The following is an 18,010-nucleotide window of genomic DNA, read 5'->3' as shown; positions in this document are numbered from 1 at the left end:
AATAGGGTTCTATATTAAACTATGAACAAGTCCGCCTTCCTATGCCTGCTTCTTACCGTTTCGCCTCCGACGGATCAGGATTTCTTCACTTTGCCGTAAACCCCGCCGCCTCCGGCACTAAGCTCCAGCTTGCCGCTTCGGGCCAGGATAATCCGTTCGGCCAGCTCGGCTCCCGCCGCCTCCGCCAGCTCCACCTCTGGTACTCGGTGCAAAATATTCATCTCCGACCCGAACCTCTCCAATAACATCTCCAGCTTCGCCGGCCCCAATCCCGGGATAAACTCCAGGGGAACCTGATAATGGTATGGCGGGCGATTCGCCGGAACGAGAGGCTCCGCGCGATCGGCGATCGAGCGGATGCGGTCGAGCACGCCTCGCACCAGCTTCGGGCTGCCGCAATACGGGCAACGTTCCACCGCCACCTCGGCCTCGTCAATGATATAGTTGCAGTTGCTGCAATAGGTGCGGTGATATTTGCCGAGGCGCGGATTCAGCCCGTAATTGCCGGCCACATGACGCCCTTCCTCGCGCCGCAGCGCCTTGGTGAATTCAAGGTAACTCGCTTCCTTCAGCCGCAATTCATTGTACTCCCGGCCGATTTTCCCCAGCGAATGAGCATCGGAATTGGTTAAGATCGTATAAGAATCCAGCTCGCTGATCCATCCGGCCATCTCGGAATCGGCGCTGAGTCCCAGTTCCACGGCGCTGATCAGGGACAGGTCCAGCACATCTGACATGCGCGGCGCACAGCTCCCGTAAATGCTGCGATGCGGCGTGAAAATATGAGCCGGTATAATAAGGCCGCCCCGGGCATACACCTCCTCCTGCAGCGTGACGGCTGGAGCATACACCCGCTGCGAGCTGAGGCCGACATTTTTCATTCTGGGCCTAAGCCAGTCGGTAAAGCCGCGAATCGTCTCCAGATGTGGAAAAAAAGCCAGCAAATGCGCAGGCCCCATCCCCGGTTCGCGAATTTCCAGCTCGCTTCCTAGCAAAATCGTCGTCTCCTGATAGGCGATTCCTCCGTCCTTCAGCTCCTGCATCTCGCCTCGCTCCAGACAGAGTTCGATATCCTCCTGCACGCCGGGAGAATGGCAATCAATGATGCCTACAAGCCCTATGCCCTTGCGCTGTGCAGCCTCTTTGGCAATACCGGCAAAGGTTAGATTCCGGCTGCCGCTAATCTTAACAGGCTCTCCCCGACCGGTTCGGCCGATGTGGATATGCAAATCGGCGTATACGGTCTTCAGCGGATCCGCAGCGGTATCGGTAGGTTGGCTCATACCCCGGCTCCCGCCAATCCCCGGGCATTCCGCAACTGCCAAATGTAAACCGCCAGAATCGTTTTGGCGTCGGCAATCCGTCCATCGGCGATCAAGCTCAGCGCCTCCTCCAGCGTCGCTTCCTGCAGCTCAAGGAATTCGTCCTCATCAAGCGACATTTCTCCGGCGGTGAGCTCCTCGGCCAGATAGAGATGAATGATTTCATCCGCGAACCCCGGAGACGTATAAAACGAATGCAAATGCGTCAATTTGCCGCAGCGAAACCCGGTCTCCTCCTGCAGCTCGCGAACCGCCGCTTCGGCGGGATCTTCCCCGGGCTCGAGCTTGCCCGCCGGAATCTCCAATTCACATCGGCCCATTGCCTGCCGGTATTGATCGACCAGCAGCAACCGCCCCTCGTGCACAGCCAGCACGGCTACGGCCCCCGGGTGTTTTACGATTTCACGGGTCGCTGTCGTTCCATCCGGTAATTGGACCGTATCGATTTGCAAGGAGATCACTCTGCCGCTGAATACCGGCTCGGTGGAGATTGTGGTTTCAACTAATTTATCGTGGGCTGCCATTTCATTTCCTCCTTTTTGATGCCAAAACCGCTCCATCCCATCATAACTTGTCCACACGGGACATATGGTGTTATTATACCAAACCTGTTCGGAAAGGAGTCCCCCTCATGAAGAGCTATTTCACGGCGGATCGTGTACGCGCTCAGGGCAAAGGCTGGCAAATCCGCATCCTGCTGTCCCAATGGATGAAAGAAGCCGGACGCGACGCAAAAATCTCAGATCTTCTCCAATCCTATAAAACTAGTTATTCAGTCACGATTATTCCGGTTAATATAAGGAGGGGGTGAATTATGCGTAGTCCTACCGGACAACCTCAAAATATGGGTAAAATCGTAGAAATGATTCAAAACGCCGTTACGACAGGACGGCTAGACGTCGCCGAACAGCTGACCGGGCAAAGAGACGATTATTTGCTTAGTGAGCTGGTACAGTCCTTATATAAAGAAGGTTACATTGCGTTAGCCAAAGAACGGTTAATGCAGCTGGACCCCCGTTTGCTTCGCGAGCCCTCCCCCCCATTTTTGGATCTATGTCGGATTTGGGCAGAAATCTGCTACGATGAGGGGCGATATGACGAAGCGGCCCCAATCTTTGAAGCGATTGCGGATCGACAGCCCGATTACGCGGCTGCTCGCTTTGGAGCAGCTTCCTGTTACTTGCAGCAGGCGATCGTCAATTTGGAGCGAAGAATCCAGCTGTATCATCCGCCCAAATCGGAGCAGGAGAAAATCTGCAAATATTTGGAGGATTTTCACCATGCCTTAAGTCTCATTCAAACCTCAGGCTGGCATACCCAGTGGAATCCTGCGCAAGCTTGCCACTTCCCGGAAAAACCGACCACTTTGATGCATTAGACCCGATAAAAGCCCGGCGCGTATCCCGCACCGGGCATCTGATTCTCGTTTAGAGTGGAGAGGAGACGGATTGTCGGACAATTTCCAGCGCAAACTGCGCAGTTTTGACGATATCCTCCTTCTTAATTCGCTCGTTCGTCGTATGGATGTCTTCATAACCGATGGCTAAATTCACAGTTGGAATGCCCAGGCTGTTAAATACATTTGCATCGCTGCCTCCGCCTGTCGTAAACGTCGTTCCCGGCAGCCCTAGTACAGACGCCGCTTGCTTGGCGATCCGTAGCACAGAAGATTCCTCGGCAATCCGGAACGCATGGTACAGCACCTCGCTGCGGAATTCCCCTTTCGCCCCAAAATCGCGGCAGGCGGATTCTACCGCTTCTTTCATTTCCTCCAACTGCTTGTCGACTTTCTCCTGGGACATGCTGCGCGCCTCACCATATAAAGTTACGTGGTCAGGTACGATATTGGTGGCTCCGCCGCCTTCGAATTTGCCGATGTTCGCCGTCGTCTCCTGATCGATCCGTCCCAGCTTCATGCGGGCCAACGCTTTGCCGGCAACCTGGATCGCACTGACGCCATCCTCCGGGTTAACTCCGGCATGGGCAGCCTTGCCGTAAATTTCGATCTCGACGCGGGCTTGGGTTGGAGCGCCCACACAAATCGTCCCCACCTCGCCGTTCGTATCAATGGCAAAGCCGAATCGGGCATCCACGTAACGTGATTCCAGCGCCCGTGCCCCGCGCAGGCTGGACTCCTCGCCCACCGAGATCACAAACTGGATTTGACCGTGAGGAATGGACTCCTCCTGCAGAACTTGAATCAGTTCCAGAAGCACCGCTACGCCCGCTTTGTCATCCGCCCCAAGTATCGTGGTACCGTCGCTGCGGATCCAGCCGTCCTCTCCAACGATCGGTTTAATACCTTTGCCGGGTGTCACCGTATCCATATGGCAGGTGAACAGGAAAGGTTCTGCGGTGACCCCCTGGCTTGCTTTCAGCGTGGCAATCAGGTTCCCGGCGCCATGGCCCGTCTCCGCCTGGGATTCGTCCTCGACAACATCCAGTCCCAGCTCGCTGAATTTGCGTTTCAAATAATCGGCGATCTGGCGCTCATGTTTCGTTTCGCTGTCGATTTGCACCAGTTCCAAAAATTGTCCGATGACGCGTTCCTCGTGAATCATTGGACTTTCCTCGCTTTCTTCGTTACGATAATAGAGGTGAGAATAATATACGTTTAAGCAAAAGGAGTTACCGTTATGCGCAAAAATCGGATGAAAATCGTTGTATTTTTAATGTTGTTCGCCATGATCGCGTCCACGCTGGTCGCTTTCCTGGAGCCTTTCTTTATTCGCTGACCCCAACGGGGGCTGCTTTATGCTTTATGCTTTATGCTTTATGCTTCCGTCCAAGCCCCCGAACGACCAAATACCGCATTGAACTTCGGAACGATGTCTCTCGCGACTTGCTCAACCGTAAACGATCGGCCGGTCACATCCTCCAGCGAGGTTACCCCATATTGTTGAATTCCACAGGGGATGATTCCGCCGAAGCCTTCCTCTTGAATTCCGGATTTCACGTTGAAGGCAAATCCATGGCTGGTGATGAACCCTTTATGGTGCCTGCTTTTGTTGAATTTTACCCCGATGGCACAAATTTTCACGTCACCGACCCACACCCCGGTATACTCCGGTTTCCGCGAGCCTTCAATGCCGAATTCGGCCAAATAATCAATGATTACCTGCTCCAGTTGGCGCAGGTAACCGTGCAAATCCAATCCCCGCCCGGCCTCCAGCCGGAGCAGCGGATAACCGACGAGTTGACCGGGGCCGTGGTAGGTAATATCCCCGCCGCGGTCAATTTCAAACACGGTAATGCCCCGTTCCTGCAGCTGCTCGGAGTTGAGGAGCAGGTGCTCGGGATGGCGCTGGGAGCCGATCGTATAGGTCGGCGGATGCTGCAACAGCAGCAGGTGTTCTCCCTGCTGCTGCGCATCCATCTCTTTGATGAGCCGTTTCTGCAAATCCCAGGCTTCCCCATACTCCATCATCGGATAATAGCGTACTCTCAAGCCCTCGTTCATCGCATCCTCGCCTCGATTCTCTCTTGACGTTTAATTCAATAAACCTGCGTGTCCAAATTGTAGCTTTCCATATTTTCCTTCACCCGCTGCATAAAGCGGCCGCAAATAACTCCGTCCAGAATCCGGTGGTCCAGAGACAAGCAGAGGTTGGCCATCGAACGAACAGCGATCATGTCGTTGATCACAACCGGTCTCTTCACGATCGATTCAAACGTTAGGATCGCGGCTTGCGGATAATTGATAATCGGCTGCGTCAGAATCGAGCCGAAAGAACCGGTGTTGTTGACTGTAAACGTGCCGCCTTGCATGTCATCCAGCTTCAGCTTGCCGGAACGCACTTTCGTCGCCAATTCCTCGATCTCCCGAGCCAATCCGGCGATATTCTTCTGGTCTGCCTTCTTGATGACCGGCGTCAATACCGAATCTTCAGTGCCCACCGCCAGAGAGATGTTGATATCGCGTTTGACGATGATTTTGTCCACCGCCCACACCGAGTTCATGATCGGATAATCCTTGATCGCCCCCACCACTGCCTTCAGCAAGAAAGCCAGGTACGTCAAATTGACGCCTTCTTTCTGCATAAATTCCTGTTTGATCTTGTTCCGCAACTGGACCAGATTGGTAACATCGACTTCGATCATCATCCAGCCGTGTGGAATCTCCGACACGCTTTGGCGCATCCGGGTAGCGATCGTGTTCCGGATTGGGGTGACGTCGATAAAATACTCGGAACGGTCGCCCCCCTCCACTTCGATCGTCGGAATCGGCGGATTCTCCGTCAAATGCAAGCCGGAATGGCGTACCGGTCCGGCGGCTGCGTTCAGCGCGGCAGGAATTGCGCTTTGGGATGCCGGTGCAGCGGAAGGCGCTGCCTGCGGCGATACGGGAGGCGTTGCAATCGCCGTAGCTGCCGGAGCAGCAGGGGGAGCGGCTACAGCCCCTTGGCCCCCCTGTTCGATAAAGGCCAGCACATCTTTACGCGTAATTCGTCCGCCAAGCCCTGTGCCGGCAATTTGCCGCAGATCCAAGCCGTGCTGGGCGGCAAGCGTCTGTACCGCCGGCGAATAACGGCTCCGCTGCGACTCGTCAGGCCGCTCGCCCGCGCTTGTCGTTCCCGCAGCCGGAACGGCCGCCTCATTCACCGGCTGGCTGCCCGGCGCCGTCTCCTCGGCGCTTGCCGTCTCAATTCGGCAGATCACGGCGCCAACCTGAACCTCCTGCCCTTCCTCAGCCAGCAGCTCGCCCATCACTCCGTCTACCGTCGAAGGGATCTCCGCATTTACTTTATCTGTAATGACCTCAAGAATAGGTTCGTATTGCTCGACCGGATCCCCCGGCTTCTTCAGCCACTTGCCGATCGTTGCCGATACGAGCGATTCGGCGAGCTGGGGCAACTGCACGTCAATCAATGTTTTACTGGATGCCATCGGTATCCTCACTCCCCATTAATAAAGCGCCAATTGAAGCATCGCTTCCTTGACCTTATCTTTGCTAAGCATAAAGAACTTCTCCATCGGCGGACTGATCGGCATCGCCGGAACATCCGGACCGCACAGTCGTGCAATCGGCGCATCCAGCTCGAACAAACACTCCTCAGAGATGATGGCCGAGACCTCGGCGCCTACACCACCGGTTTTATTATCTTCATGGACGATCAACACCTTGCCCGTCTTGCGAGCGGCCGTCACGATCGCTTCCCGGTCCAGCGGCTGCAGCGTGCGCAAATCGAGAATATGAGAGCTGATCCCCTGCTCTGCAGCCAGCTCCTCCGCCGCTTGCATTGCAAAATGCAGCGGCAGGCTGTAGCTGATCACCGTGATATCGCTGCCTTCGCGCAGCAGATTCGCTTTGCCGATCGGGACCACATAATCGTCCTCCGGCACATCTTCTTTGATCAGCTTGTAGCACTTCTTGTTCTCAAAGAACAACACCGGATCCGGGTCGCGAACAGCCGCCTTCAGCAAGCCTTTGGCATCATAGGCCGAATAAGGAGCTACGATCTTGAGCCCGGGCGTACCAAAGAAGATCGATTCCGGACATTGGGAATGGTACAGCCCTCCGAAAATCCCGCCGCCGATCGGAGCACGAACGACCACCGGGCAGCTCCAGTCGTTGTTGGAGCGGTAACGGATTTTTGCCGCTTCGCTAATAATCTGGTTCGTGGCCGGCAGCATAAAGTCGGAGTATTGCATTTCTGCGATTGGCTTCAGCCCGTACATGGCCGCACCGATCGCAACCCCGGCGATTGCCGATTCGGCCAGCGGGGTGTCAATGACACGCATTTCCCCGAACTGCTCCTGCAGGCCTTTCGTTGTCGTGAATACGCCGCCTTTGACGCCGACGTCTTCCCCCATGACAAACACGCTGTCGTCCCGCTCCATTTCTTCCTTCATCGCAAGACGAATCGCGTCGATATATTCCATTACCGGCATGATTATTGCCCCTCCCCTTCACTGGCGTACACGTGCAGTAAGGTGTCCTCCGGTTTCGGGAAGGGGGCGTTGTCTGCCGCTTCCACCGCTTCCTTCAACTGTTGATTCACTTCTTTCAACAGCGCGTCGTCCTGCTCTTCGCTCCACAAGCCGGCCTCGATCAGATAAGATTTCATCTTCGGGATGCCGTCTTTCTTCCAATTCTCATCGACTTCTTCCTTCGTCCGGTACGCCAGGTCATTATCCGAGGTGGAGTGCGGAGACAACCGATACATCATCGCTTCAATCAACGTTGGTCCTTCGCCGCGCACGGCACGCTCCCGCGCTTCCTTCACAACCCGGTACACCTCAAGCGCATCGTTGCCATCTACGCGGAGACCCGGGAACCCGTACCCTTGAGCTCGGTCGCATACGCGCCCGCCCAATTGCTTCTTCACGGGTACCGAGATGGCATACTGATTGTTTTCGCACATGAAAATCACCGGAAGCTTCTGGACCCCGGCAAAGTTCAGCCCTTCATGAAAATCCCCCTGATTGCTGGAGCCTTCGCCAAAGGTGACGAAAGAAACGATGTCTTTCTTCTGCATTTTCGCAGCCAAAGCGACGCCCACTGCATGGGGAACCTGAGTCGTTACCGGACTGGAGCCGGTCACAATCCGCAGCCGCTTGCTGCCGAAATGTCCCGGCATCTGCCGGCCGCCGCTGTTCGGATCGCTTGCCTTGGCGAAAGCCGACAACATCAGTTCGGTCAACGACATGCCTGCTGCCAGGACAAATCCATAGTCCCGATAGTAGGGCAAGAAATAATCCCGCTGCCGATCCAGCGCAAAAGCTGCGGCAACCTGTGCCGTTTCCTGCCCGATTCCGGAGACGTGGAAATTAATCTTCCCGGCACGCTGCAGCAGCAAGTTCCGCTCATCAAATTTGCGAGCGATCACCATATATCTGTACATCTCAACAACTTCTGCATCTGTTAATCCAAGCTGCTTATGTTTGGGCTCGGTTTGAACTACACTTTTGGCATTCATGGGAGTTACCTCCTTCGATTGGGAAGTATATAACTTAATCTTAACACCAGGTACTAAGACTTGGGATAAGTTTATTATAATCCTTTTACGACGAAAAGGAAAATATTCGTTTTCCCCGCCTATTCCCTCAAGCGTTTAAGGAGTTCCCGTCTACGGCCAGCGCCGCTTCGCCGATAATTTCCGCCAGCGTCGGATGAGCAAATACCGCTTGTCCCACTTCCCATGGCGTCGCATCCAGGACCTGGGCCAACGCAGCTTGGCTGATCAGCTCGGTCACATGCGGCCCGATCATCTGTACGCCCAGAATATCGTTCGTGCGGGCATCGGCCACCATCTTGACGAAACCTTCCGCTTCGCCGTGCACCAATGCCTTGCCTATCGCCGAGAACGGAACCTTGCCGATCTTCACATCCAGTCCCTTCGCCTTAGCCTCTTTAGCCGTGATTCCAACGGAAGCAACCTCCGGGCGTGTATACACGCAGCGGGAGACCTGACTCTCCTGATACCCGTGCGAAGCTACCCCTGCCAAATGATGCACTGCGGTTATTCCTTCATGGCTGGCGGCATGCGCCAGCTGAAGCCCGCCGATGCAATCCCCGATGGCATAAATATGCGGTTCTGTGGTCTGCATATGTTCATTTACCCGAATGAAGCCGCGTTCTAACCCGATATCGGTATTTTCCAGCCCAATATTCTCCACATTGGCTTGGCGTCCTATGGATACCAGCAGCTTGTCCGCCTCGAGTCGGACCCCTTCGTCTCCCCGCTTCGCCGAGAGTTGTACCCGGTTATTGCCAACTTCCAAGGTAGCCGGATCAACCGACACCCCTGTGTATACCTCAATCCCACGGCGCTGCAACTGCTTCTGCAATTCGCGGGCAACGTCCTCGTCCTCTGCCGGCAACAGTTGATTTGCCGCTTCCACTACGGTCACCTTCACGCCAAAATCGTTCAGCAGTGATGCCCATTCAACCCCGATGACACCGCCCCCTAGGATCAGCATCGAGCCGGGGAGATCAGCCAATTGCAGCGCTTCATCACTGCTGAGAACGTAGGTACCGTCCGGTTCAAGCCCCGGTAACGTCCGCGGCCGCGAACCTGTCGCGATAATCAGATTCGTCGGCACCACCGTCTCCATTTCGCCGTCCGGAAGCTCCACCGCAACGGCCCCGCTTTTCGGCGAGAAAATCGACGGCCCAATGACGCGACCCTTCCCTTCGATCACGCGAATTTTATGTTTACGCATCAAATACTGGACCCCTTTATGCAACTGATCCACGATGCCTTGCTTTCTTTCCTGCACTTTCGGGAACACCAACTTCACTTCGCTTGTTTCGATTCCGAAGCTTGCGCTGTCCTTCATTTGCGCGTACAACTCCGCGCTGCGCAGCAGCGCCTTGCTGGGGATGCACCCCCGATGCAGGCAGGTTCCGCCCAGCTTGTCCCGCTCAATAATGACGACCTCTTTCCCCAATTGGGCTGCGCGAATGGCCGCGATATATCCGCCCGTTCCTCCGCCCAGCACCGCTACATCACATGTGATTGCCATAACAGATCTCCACCCATTCTTTCAATTCTGTCGCTTTCCCCTATTTTACCTTGTTTTTCCGTGAATACAAACCAGCGCTGCAAATAGACATCCCCCCAGGAAAAAGGTATGATATTTTTAACAATACATAAGCCATTTGGGATGGAAAGGACGATTTGCTCATGAAGCTGAAGATTTCCCGTTTTATCGCTATCATTTTGCTGGTGATTCCCGGCATAACGGCGATGATCGGATTTCTGAAAATAAAAGACTCCCTCTTTAATTATATGTCCGCACACGGAGACGATGCTTTATCCCGCGTGGCATTTGATTGGCTGAACTTTGGGCTGGGCATAGTCCTATTTGCTGCAGGCGCCGGGTTTTTGGGCGGTTGGATTTTCTTCCGGGACCGCAAGCGCAATTATGTCGGGCCAAGATTTCGCAAGAAGGACAACGCTGCCGTCAAGGAACCGGAACCGGCCGCATTGCAGAACGACTGAACCGCTCTGTGCCGCAAGCAAAAAATAAACCTCTTTCGCCTGAAAATCAGCGGTAGAGGTTTTTTTTGCATACTTATTCATAGAGGGCTTCCTTCAATTTAGTCGACATCCGCGAGCCCTGCTGGGCAGATACACGAAGTAACGCCTTGCGTAATCTGGCATTCTCCGCACGAACCTGTTCGTAATGATCGATCAGCTCCAGGAACACTTGCCGCTTCGATTCTTCGAGGTTGGTGTCCTCCAGCATATTCCGATAAACCGCCAGATCCTTATCTTGGGACATGATTACTCATCCTTTCTTCGCTCTGATTATACCATAAGCTCCGGGTGTCGGATGTGCGGTGTTTCGACTTGGATGGTTGAGTGAGTGATTTGGAACGTCTTCTCCAGAGCGGAAATCGCTTCTTGCAGCACGGCTTGACTCTGGTTGCCATCCTCAATCGTCAAATGGCAGCTAAGCGCATCCATCCCGGATGTAATTGTCCAGATATGCAGATCATGTACCTCAATCACACCGGGAATCCCCTCCAGGCATAATTTGACCTCCGCTTGATCCATCGTCGCCGGCGATCCTTCCAACAGAATGTGCACCGACTGGGCCATTACGCCCCAGGCACCGCGAAGAATCAACAACGCAACGACAACGCTAATAATCGGGTCGAAAATGTACCATCCGAACAACGACATAACGATCCCCGCCAGGATGGCTCCAACAGAGCCTAACGCATCTCCAAGGACATGCAGATAGGCGCTTTTTAGATTCACGTTGCCTTTGACGTCCCCTTTCTTAAGCAATACAGCCGCACTCGCAAGGTTGGCGAGCAATCCGATTACCGCGATAACGATCATGGTGTTGCTGGATACGGTTGGCGGGTCCAGCAAACGACCGTAGGCTTCCCATATGATAAACCCGGCGATCACAAACAAGGTAACGCCGTTCAGCAGTGCCGCCAAAATCTCCATCCGGTGAAATCCGTACGTGTTCCGCTTCGAAGCGGGACGGGCAGCAAACCAAAATGCCACCAGACTAAGCACCAGCGAGCTGGCGTCGCTTAGCATATGACCTGAATCGGACAATAGAGCTAAACTTCCCGTAAACAATCCGCCGCCAAATTCGAGGACAGCGATCGAAGCCGTAATCAGCAAAGCAATCAGCAGCCCTTTGGTATTCCCCGACCGTGCTGCATGATGATCATGATGATGACCGGCATGGTCGTGATGATGATGTTGATGTGCCATGAAATTTTTCCTCCCTAATCGCATTTCGCGTGCTGAATCGCCTGAGTTAACAACGAGATTACATGCTCGTCGTCACAGCTGTAATACATCGTGTTGGCCTCCCGCCGGAACTTCACCAGCCGCAGGTTTCGCAGCAAGCTCAACTGATGGGATACCGCCGATTGTGACAAATTCAGCACGTCCGACATATGTGTCACGGAGCATTCCTCTTCCGACAGCAAATAGAGAATTTTAATCCGGGTCGGGTCGGATAATGCCTTAAAAATCGTAGATACCTGCTCCAGTGTATCCGGGCTGAGATATGTGTGTACATCCTTCTCCATTTGCGAGTACCTCTCTTTTTTGATATTTATTATATGAGCATATGTTCATATATAGATTATCCCTGAAATCCTGATTTGTCAATCGGTATCTTCAGAAATATGGACTCCCATAAATAAACGGCCGCATCCCGGTCTACACCGAGAAGGGCCGCCTTGGGTTTGAGCAGAAATTTTCTATGTATAAGAAATATTTAATCTTGGTTTAATTTCCTGTATTAATTGTTTTTCAAGTTCAACCACTGTATCGACTTCATCGATATTAAATGCCTTAAAAGCAAACAAGAAATTATTTGTAATATACTCTACCGATTCGACACCCGCTTTTAACAAAAAAGCACGAGAAACATTCTTTCGGAAAGCAGATTTGTCAATTACCAATTGATTATTATGGTAAATAGGATTATTTACTTGATAACTATCCTTGGCCGTAAACTTATTTTTTCTACTTTCTAAATACTTAGGATTTAAATGCTGTGACCAGATCCGTTTTCTCAATCCACCTTTTCCAGTTGCTTTCCCGATATATATTAATTCATCAGTGTCCTTGGTAAACCATGCATATATCCCAATTGATATAGGTATATCCTTTCTTGATATCCATCTTGGGTCATATTTTACAGCCCACACAGAGAACGCCCTCTCTCCAATTTAATCCTGTCACCTGTCTCTTCCTCTATCGCTGATAATAAAAACACTCCTTTGTTGGTGTTTACTCATACCAACAAAGAAGCATTTATTTTTACATATACCGAGTGCACTCTATTAATCCTTATCTTTCAAGGTTTCCTCAGACTTTCACGACACTTTATGCTCGATCCGCAGTTTATCCGCCACCATCGCGATGAATTCGCTGTTGGTCGGCTTGGATTTGGAGATGTTGATCGTGTAGCCAAACAGATGGCTGATCGAATCGATGTTGCCGCGCGTCCAGGCCACTTCAATCGCATGGCGAATGGCGCGCTCCACACGGGATGGCGTGGTTTTGAATTTCTCAGCGATCGCCGGATACAGCGTTTTTGTGATGGCGCCTAAAATTTCGATGTTATTATAAACCATCGTAATTGCTTCACGCAGATATTGATACCCTTTAATATGCGCAGGAACTCCGATTTCATGTATGATCGAAGTGATGTTTGCATCAAGATTCTTGCCTTTGCCCAGCGGCACCACGTTCGACTTCCCAAACGAGGCGGACGGCGCGCTGGTCGTTAAGGCTTGAACGCCAACAAGCTGACGGATGCGGTTCGCCAGGACTTCCATATCAAATGGTTTCAGGATGTAGTAAGAAGCGCCAAGCTGAACGGCTCGTTGTGTGATGTTCTCTTGACCAAAAGCGGTCAGCATGATGATTTTGGGCTGCGGGCTCAGGTTAAGGTCGCGGATGCGCTCCAACACACCCAGCCCGTCCAGATGAGGCATAATAATGTCCAGGATCAAGACATCCGGAACTTTTGCGGCATTATCGATCATCTCCAGCACTTCTTCCCCATTATAAGCGATACCCGAGACGACCATATCGTCTTGCTCTGAAATGTACTCCGCGAGCAAATTCGTAAATTCTCGATTATCATCCGCCAACAACACTTCGATTTTCTGCACTGCCTACTTCCTCCTTCAGGTAAATGGATGTTCTTCTTTGTTTCTCCTCTTCCCAGAATAAGGATTCGACATGCAAAAGTAAATTCCTTCTGTCGAAAATTATTTTTATTTATTTTTTTACAGGCATGAGATATAATAAAATATTTATCTACACAATCTGATTCAGTTCGGATTCATTCGACAAATGCATACAGGAACTCGGTGTTGTTTGTCGATACCGTTGTCCCCTTCTACACCTTCTGGATAAAAAAAATCTTAAGGCAGCGATTAGCTCGCCTTAAGATTTTGCTGCGTATCCTTCCCTTTCAGAATGCCGGCATCCTGCAGCATCCATTCAATGAAGCAACCGTACCCTGATTTCGGGTCGTTGACAAACACATGGGTGACCGCCCCAATCAGCTTTCCGTTTTGAAGGATCGGACTGCCGCTCATGCCTTGAACGATCCCGCCCGTTTTCTCTACGAGGCGCGGATCCGTAATGCGAATGACCAACCCCTTCGTTTCCGGAGCATTCTGTTTGGAAACATGGACGATCTCAACCTTAAATCGCTCTACGCGTTGACCTTCCACCACCGTGAGAATTTCCGCCGGCCCTTCCTTCACTTCCTCCGCAAAAGCAACGGGGACCGGTTTCTGAAATACGCTGTGCTCTGGATTTTGCGACATCTTCCCGAAGATCCCAAAATGCGTATTGCGCTCGATATTGCCTAAGATTTTACCTTCCTTCAGAAAATGAGCCCTTTTCTCCCCGGGTTCTCCGCTTTCGCTCTTGGAGATCGAGGTTACGCTGGATTGAAGAATTTGGCCGCTGCCGACTACAATCGGCGTCTGCGTGTTCATGTCGGTGATGATGTGGCCCAAGGCTCCATATACCCCATGATCGGGGGCATAGAAGGTTAGCGTACCCACCCCTGCGGCGGAATCCCGGATATACAGACCCAGTCTCCAGGCCTGATCCTGCTGATCGAACGCCGGACTTAAGGACGTGTTAAATTCTTTCCCGTCCCGCACATAGGTAATCTTCAATGGCCGCTGATGCTTGCCGGCATCTGCCGCTATATCAGCCACCTCGCGGACATCCTGCAGTTTGGTTCCATTAATGTGGGTGATTAAATCACCGGCTTGAATTCCCGCAGTTTCGCCGGGAGAGACCTTGCCGGTATCGGTGATAACCTGATGATGGCCGACCACTAAGATCCCGGCGGACTTCACCTTCACGCCGATGGTTTGCCCGCCGGGAATCACTTTGAGGTCCGGAATGACATTGACCTTGACGGTCTTCAGAGGAATTTGACCGAATAATTTCATACGGAGGTTGGCTTCTCCACTCCGAAGCGACGAAAGCTTGAGCGGATTTCCCAAGGATACTTTCATGGATGGGTTAGCCTGCCCGTTCAACATCACCACATCGGGCCGATCCACACTGACTTCGGCCTGTACGGGCAGAGCTAATGAAATTTGAGTTCCCTGACCCTGAAACAGGCGCAACTCGTCCGGCAATGCAGGAAGCCGCCCTTCAGCGGCCGACGTGCCGAGAAAACAAAAGAAGAAGGCAAGAAAAAGACCGAGCATTCTATTCCTGAGGTTCGGGTTCAATGGCTGTCACGCTCCCTTAGCTTCTTTCGCTTGACGAAAAGGTGGTCGCCAATTGCGTACCTATAAGATACCCCGGGTCAGGTGTTTTATTACTGTCAATCATTGTGCCGGACTTAATAAAGCATCCTTTTGTGCCTGTGCCAGCTTCAGCATTTCCTGGGCATGGTGCTGCGTCTTCTCCGTGATTTCGACCCCGCCGAGCATGCGGGCCAATTCATTCACCCGTCCCGCTTCATCTAAAGATTCGACACGCGTCATCGTGCGGCCGTCTTCAACGACCTTCTCAATTAAATACTGTCGATCGGCCATGCAGGCCACCTGCGGCAGGTGGGTAATGGCGAATACCTGACACATCGCGGACAACCGCGATAATTTATCGGCAATCGACTGAGCCGCTCGGCCGCTGACACCGGTATCGACTTCGTCGAAGATCAGCACGGGAACCTGCTCATGCCGGGCAAAAATGCTCTTGAGCGCCAGCATCATCCGGGATAACTCGCCGCCGGAGGCAATTTTGCTTAACGGTCGGAGAGGTTCTCCAGGGTTCGGCGAGATCAGGAATTCGGCATTCTCGATGCCGTGTTTGCTGGGACGGATCTTCTTCCCTTCCCATTCCAAACCGTGCGCGTCCTCCAGAAGGGTCAGCTTCACTTGCAGAGAAGTTCGTCCCATCTGCAGGTCCTTAAGCTCCGTCTCAATCTGAGCTGCGAGCTCATCCGCCATAAGCTGCCGTACTGCACTCAACTCGAAGGCTTGTTTCATCAGCTTGGCCGTTAATTTCTCCCGCTCCATCTGAAGCTGCTCCAAGCGTTCATCCTTGTTCTCCAAAACATCGGTTTCCTGGCGAATCTTCTCATAGTAAGTAAGAATTCCTTGAATGTCGTCTCCATATTTGCGCCGGAGCGTTGAAATCAAATCCAGGCGTTCCTCCACTTCCTCAAGCCGTTCGGGGTTAAACTCGATCCGTTCCCGGTAGGTCCGCAAGCTGTAAGACGCATCCTCAAGTTGATAATAAGCGGATTGCAGTTGCTCCAGAAGAGGCGAAATTCCTTTGCTGTCATAAGCCGATACTTCGCTTAATTTCGAAACGGCTTTGGCGATCGCATCAAGTCCCTGGGGACCGTACAAGAGGTCATAAGCTTTCGAGATGGACTCCATCATTTTCTCGCTATGGGATAGCTTGACCTTTTCCTCCGCGAGTAATTCATCTTCCCCCGGTTTTAGCTCGGCTGCCGCAATCTCACCAAGCTGAAAACGGTATAAATCAAGCATCTGCAGCGCCTGTTGGCTCGTATTGCGAAGCTCGTGATATTCCTTATCGATGCGAACAAATTCTGCATAAGTCGCTTGATACGCCGCCTTGACCGGTTCAATCGATTCTGCCCCGTAAGCGTCCAGCAGCTCAAGATGACGTTCCGGCCGAAGCAAGGTTTGATGCTCATGTTGACCATGGAGATTGATGAGCTCGTCCCCCACCTCGCGCAGCATCGATAAATTAACCAGTTGGCCGTTAACGCGGGCCGAACTCTTGCCTTGAACGCTGATCTCCCGGCGAATGATCAGATGCTCCCCGGGATCCCCGGCGATGCCGAGTCCCTCCAGCGTTGCCCAGACCGGATGTCCCGCCGGAAGATCGAAGGAGGCCTCCATCTCGGCCTTGTCGCAGCCATAACGGATCAATTCAGCCGAACCCCGGCCGCCGGCGATCAAGCCCAGCGCATCGATAATAATCGATTTCCCCGCGCCCGTCTCCCCCGTGAGGACATGAAAGCCGGAACCAAACGATACATCCACGGCTTCAACCACTGCCAGATTACGAATGGATAAATGAACCAACATGCGAGGCACTCCTTCCTAAACCCAAACTTAATTCGATATGTATCCCATGATCTGTTCGATCAAAAACAGGCTGTATTCCTCATTACGACAGATCAGCAAAATCGTGTCGTCTCCGCAAATCGTGCCGAGCAAATCCGGCCACTCCATATTATCAAGCAGTACGGCCACCGAATTCGCCGTCCCTGGAAGGCACTTCATCACGACCAAATTGCCGGTGTGGTCGATGTGCACAAAGCTGTCCACCAGAGCCCGTTGAAGCTTCTGCACCGGGTTATACCGCTGCGCCGTCGGCATGGAGTACTTGTATCTGCCGTCATCCGTCGGCACCTTGATCAGCATCAGCTCCTTGATGTCGCGGGAGACCGTCGCCTGGGTAACTTGATATCCCGCCTCGCGCAGCGCTTCCACCAACTCATCCTGCGTTTCGATTTCTCTTGCCGAAATAATTTCCCGAATCTTGATATGTCTATGCCCTTTCATTGTGCCCTCCATTTGCCTGTGGATCGAGAGTGTCGACTCAGGCCGATTCATCTTCTTCGTCGTCATCTGTCGTTAAGGAGATTCGCTTAAGTTCCCCTTGATCCGGGTCCACGTATAACACGCCGGCGCATTCCGGATACAGCAGCAGGAATGGCAGCAGATCCCGGCGCAAGCCACTGCCTGTCCATTCCACCGGGAAGCGTTCCCGCGCGGTTCTTACCAGATAGAATTCCCCGTTCTTGACCGCAATATAGTCGATAAACAGCCTGCTGTGCAAGAGCTCGCCGTCCACACTGAAAGTGAGCGGCACCTTCAATTTATCGCTAACGACCTCGTAGCCTGCCTGCTCCAGCAGATCTACAGCAGGGTGCTCCAGAATCTCCTCATTCATCTCAAAACCGATGCCGGATCTTAAGGAGAACGGCTTGCGAACCCAAGAGCGGAAACCACGGTACAGCAAATAAGCCGCAATTGCCGCGATCACTACCATCAGAATACCATCCGAATAAGCTCCCAACGATGATCACCTCATCCACTTAGTTCGACGTCGCCATGATCAGCTCCTGTCAGATCAATCACAAAATGTGGGGGAAATGAGGACAATGCACGGTTTTGATTTCATTATAGGGAACAGGCGTTCGATTTGCAAGCCCAAGCATGCAAA

General features: G+C 52.7%; 21 protein-coding genes. 4 read left to right on the top strand and 17 right to left on the bottom strand.

The window, feature by feature from the left end:
• Window positions 1-74 precede the first annotated feature (74 nt).
• Together BN3795_RS13735 and BN3795_RS13730 are read right to left on the bottom strand one after the other, a co-directional pair.
• Window positions 75-1,283 carry an endonuclease Q family protein gene (locus BN3795_RS13735; protein WP_068785196.1) on the bottom strand — a complete coding sequence of 403 codons (1,209 nt, stop codon included), beginning with the start codon at window positions 1,281-1,283 and terminating at the stop codon, window positions 75-77.
• Window positions 1,280-1,846: an NUDIX hydrolase gene (locus BN3795_RS13730; protein WP_110945161.1), complete on the bottom strand. Its 567-nt coding sequence runs from the start codon at window positions 1,844-1,846 to the stop codon at window positions 1,280-1,282. The genes BN3795_RS13735 and BN3795_RS13730 overlap by 4 nt, the downstream gene beginning before the upstream one ends.
• 107 nt (window positions 1,847-1,953) lie before the next feature.
• Between BN3795_RS13730 and BN3795_RS13725 the strand changes: the two genes are divergently transcribed.
• Together BN3795_RS13725 and BN3795_RS13720 are read left to right on the top strand one after the other, a co-directional pair.
• The gene (locus BN3795_RS13725) at window positions 1,954-2,133 is read left to right on the top strand and encodes a Z-ring formation inhibitor MciZ (RefSeq protein WP_068785194.1); all 180 of its coding nucleotides are present in this window, start codon (window positions 1,954-1,956) and stop codon (window positions 2,131-2,133) included.
• Between the two features lie 3 nt (window positions 2,134-2,136).
• Entirely contained in the window at window positions 2,137-2,700 is a 564-nt protein-coding gene (locus BN3795_RS13720) for a tetratricopeptide repeat protein (protein ID WP_068785193.1), read from the top strand.
• Between the two features lie 49 nt (window positions 2,701-2,749).
• Here BN3795_RS13720 and BN3795_RS13715 read toward each other — a convergent pair whose 3' ends face one another.
• Window positions 2,750-3,883: a M20/M25/M40 family metallo-hydrolase gene (locus BN3795_RS13715; protein ID WP_068785192.1), complete on the bottom strand. Its 1,134-nt coding sequence runs from the start codon at window positions 3,881-3,883 to the stop codon at window positions 2,750-2,752.
• Between the two features lie 75 nt (window positions 3,884-3,958).
• Here BN3795_RS13715 and prli42 point away from each other — a divergent pair, with 75 nt between their 5' ends.
• Window positions 3,959-4,057: a stressosome-associated protein Prli42 gene (prli42, locus tag BN3795_RS25075; RefSeq protein ID WP_110945160.1), complete on the top strand. Its 99-nt coding sequence runs from the start codon at window positions 3,959-3,961 to the stop codon at window positions 4,055-4,057.
• A 38-nt stretch (window positions 4,058-4,095) separates the two neighbouring features.
• On the opposite strand, the gene lipB is transcribed toward prli42, so the two are convergent.
• The 5 genes from lipB to lpdA form a co-directional block, all read right to left on the bottom strand.
• On the bottom strand, window positions 4,096-4,782 hold the full coding sequence (gene lipB / locus BN3795_RS13710) for a lipoyl(octanoyl) transferase LipB (protein ID WP_068785191.1): 687 nt from the start codon (window positions 4,780-4,782) through the stop codon (window positions 4,096-4,098).
• 35 nt (window positions 4,783-4,817) lie between these two features.
• A complete protein-coding gene (locus tag BN3795_RS13705; RefSeq protein ID WP_068785190.1) occupies window positions 4,818-6,209 on the bottom strand; it encodes a dihydrolipoamide acetyltransferase family protein in 1,392 nt (463 codons plus the stop codon).
• An 18-nt stretch (window positions 6,210-6,227) separates the two neighbouring features.
• Window positions 6,228-7,214: an alpha-ketoacid dehydrogenase subunit beta gene (locus tag BN3795_RS13700; RefSeq protein ID WP_068785189.1), complete on the bottom strand. Its 987-nt coding sequence runs from the start codon at window positions 7,212-7,214 to the stop codon at window positions 6,228-6,230.
• 2 nt (window positions 7,215-7,216) lie between these two features.
• Complete coding sequence (locus tag BN3795_RS13695; RefSeq protein WP_068785188.1) at window positions 7,217-8,242, bottom strand: thiamine pyrophosphate-dependent dehydrogenase E1 component subunit alpha; 1,026 nt, start codon at window positions 8,240-8,242, stop codon at window positions 7,217-7,219.
• Window positions 8,243-8,369: 127 nt separating this feature from the next.
• Window positions 8,370-9,791 carry a dihydrolipoyl dehydrogenase gene (gene lpdA, locus BN3795_RS13690; protein ID WP_068785187.1) on the bottom strand — a complete coding sequence of 474 codons (1,422 nt, stop codon included), beginning with the start codon at window positions 9,789-9,791 and terminating at the stop codon, window positions 8,370-8,372.
• A 161-nt stretch (window positions 9,792-9,952) separates the two neighbouring features.
• Here lpdA and BN3795_RS13685 point away from each other — a divergent pair, with 161 nt between their 5' ends.
• On the top strand, window positions 9,953-10,270 hold the full coding sequence (locus BN3795_RS13685; protein ID WP_068785186.1) for a DUF2627 domain-containing protein: 318 nt from the start codon (window positions 9,953-9,955) through the stop codon (window positions 10,268-10,270).
• Between the two features lie 73 nt (window positions 10,271-10,343).
• Here BN3795_RS13685 and BN3795_RS13680 read toward each other — a convergent pair whose 3' ends face one another.
• The 9 genes from BN3795_RS13680 to BN3795_RS13640 all read right to left on the bottom strand — a co-directional run bounded on the left by BN3795_RS13680 (window position 10,344) and on the right by BN3795_RS13640 (window position 17,863).
• Window positions 10,344-10,553 (bottom strand): hypothetical protein, encoded by a 210-nt coding sequence (locus tag BN3795_RS13680; protein WP_068785185.1) that lies wholly within the window; start codon window positions 10,551-10,553, stop codon window positions 10,344-10,346.
• A 26-nt stretch (window positions 10,554-10,579) separates the two neighbouring features.
• Window positions 10,580-11,509 (bottom strand): cation diffusion facilitator family transporter, encoded by a 930-nt coding sequence (locus tag BN3795_RS13675; RefSeq protein WP_068785184.1) that lies wholly within the window; start codon window positions 11,507-11,509, stop codon window positions 10,580-10,582.
• A gap of 14 nt (window positions 11,510-11,523) precedes the next feature.
• On the bottom strand, window positions 11,524-11,832 hold the full coding sequence (locus BN3795_RS13670; protein ID WP_068785183.1) for an ArsR/SmtB family transcription factor: 309 nt from the start codon (window positions 11,830-11,832) through the stop codon (window positions 11,524-11,526).
• A 174-nt stretch (window positions 11,833-12,006) separates the two neighbouring features.
• Window positions 12,007-12,459, bottom strand: a complete 453-nt coding sequence (locus tag BN3795_RS13665) for a GIY-YIG nuclease family protein (protein ID WP_068785182.1) — start codon at window positions 12,457-12,459, stop codon at window positions 12,007-12,009.
• 168 nt (window positions 12,460-12,627) lie between these two features.
• Window positions 12,628-13,431, bottom strand: coding sequence for a sporulation transcription factor Spo0A (gene spo0A / locus BN3795_RS13660; RefSeq protein ID WP_068785181.1), 804 nt, complete (start codon window positions 13,429-13,431; stop codon window positions 12,628-12,630).
• A 267-nt stretch (window positions 13,432-13,698) separates the two neighbouring features.
• Window positions 13,699-15,027, bottom strand: coding sequence for a SpoIVB peptidase (spoIVB, locus tag BN3795_RS13655; protein WP_068785180.1), 1,329 nt, complete (start codon window positions 15,025-15,027; stop codon window positions 13,699-13,701).
• 99 nt (window positions 15,028-15,126) lie between these two features.
• The gene (gene recN, locus BN3795_RS13650; RefSeq protein WP_068785179.1) at window positions 15,127-16,866 is read right to left on the bottom strand and encodes a DNA repair protein RecN; all 1,740 of its coding nucleotides are present in this window, start codon (window positions 16,864-16,866) and stop codon (window positions 15,127-15,129) included.
• A 27-nt stretch (window positions 16,867-16,893) separates the two neighbouring features.
• Window positions 16,894-17,346 carry a transcriptional regulator AhrC/ArgR gene (gene ahrC, locus BN3795_RS13645; protein ID WP_068785178.1) on the bottom strand — a complete coding sequence of 151 codons (453 nt, stop codon included), beginning with the start codon at window positions 17,344-17,346 and terminating at the stop codon, window positions 16,894-16,896.
• Between the two features lie 37 nt (window positions 17,347-17,383).
• Complete coding sequence (locus BN3795_RS13640; RefSeq protein WP_110945159.1) at window positions 17,384-17,863, bottom strand: hypothetical protein; 480 nt, start codon at window positions 17,861-17,863, stop codon at window positions 17,384-17,386.
• Between the last annotated feature and the right edge of the window lie 147 nt (window positions 17,864-18,010).

Source organism: Paenibacillus phocaeensis (assembly GCF_900021165.1).
GTDB lineage: Bacteria > Bacillota > Bacilli > Paenibacillales > Paenibacillaceae > Fontibacillus > Fontibacillus phocaensis.
This window is presented reverse-complemented; position numbering and strand designations above follow the sequence as displayed.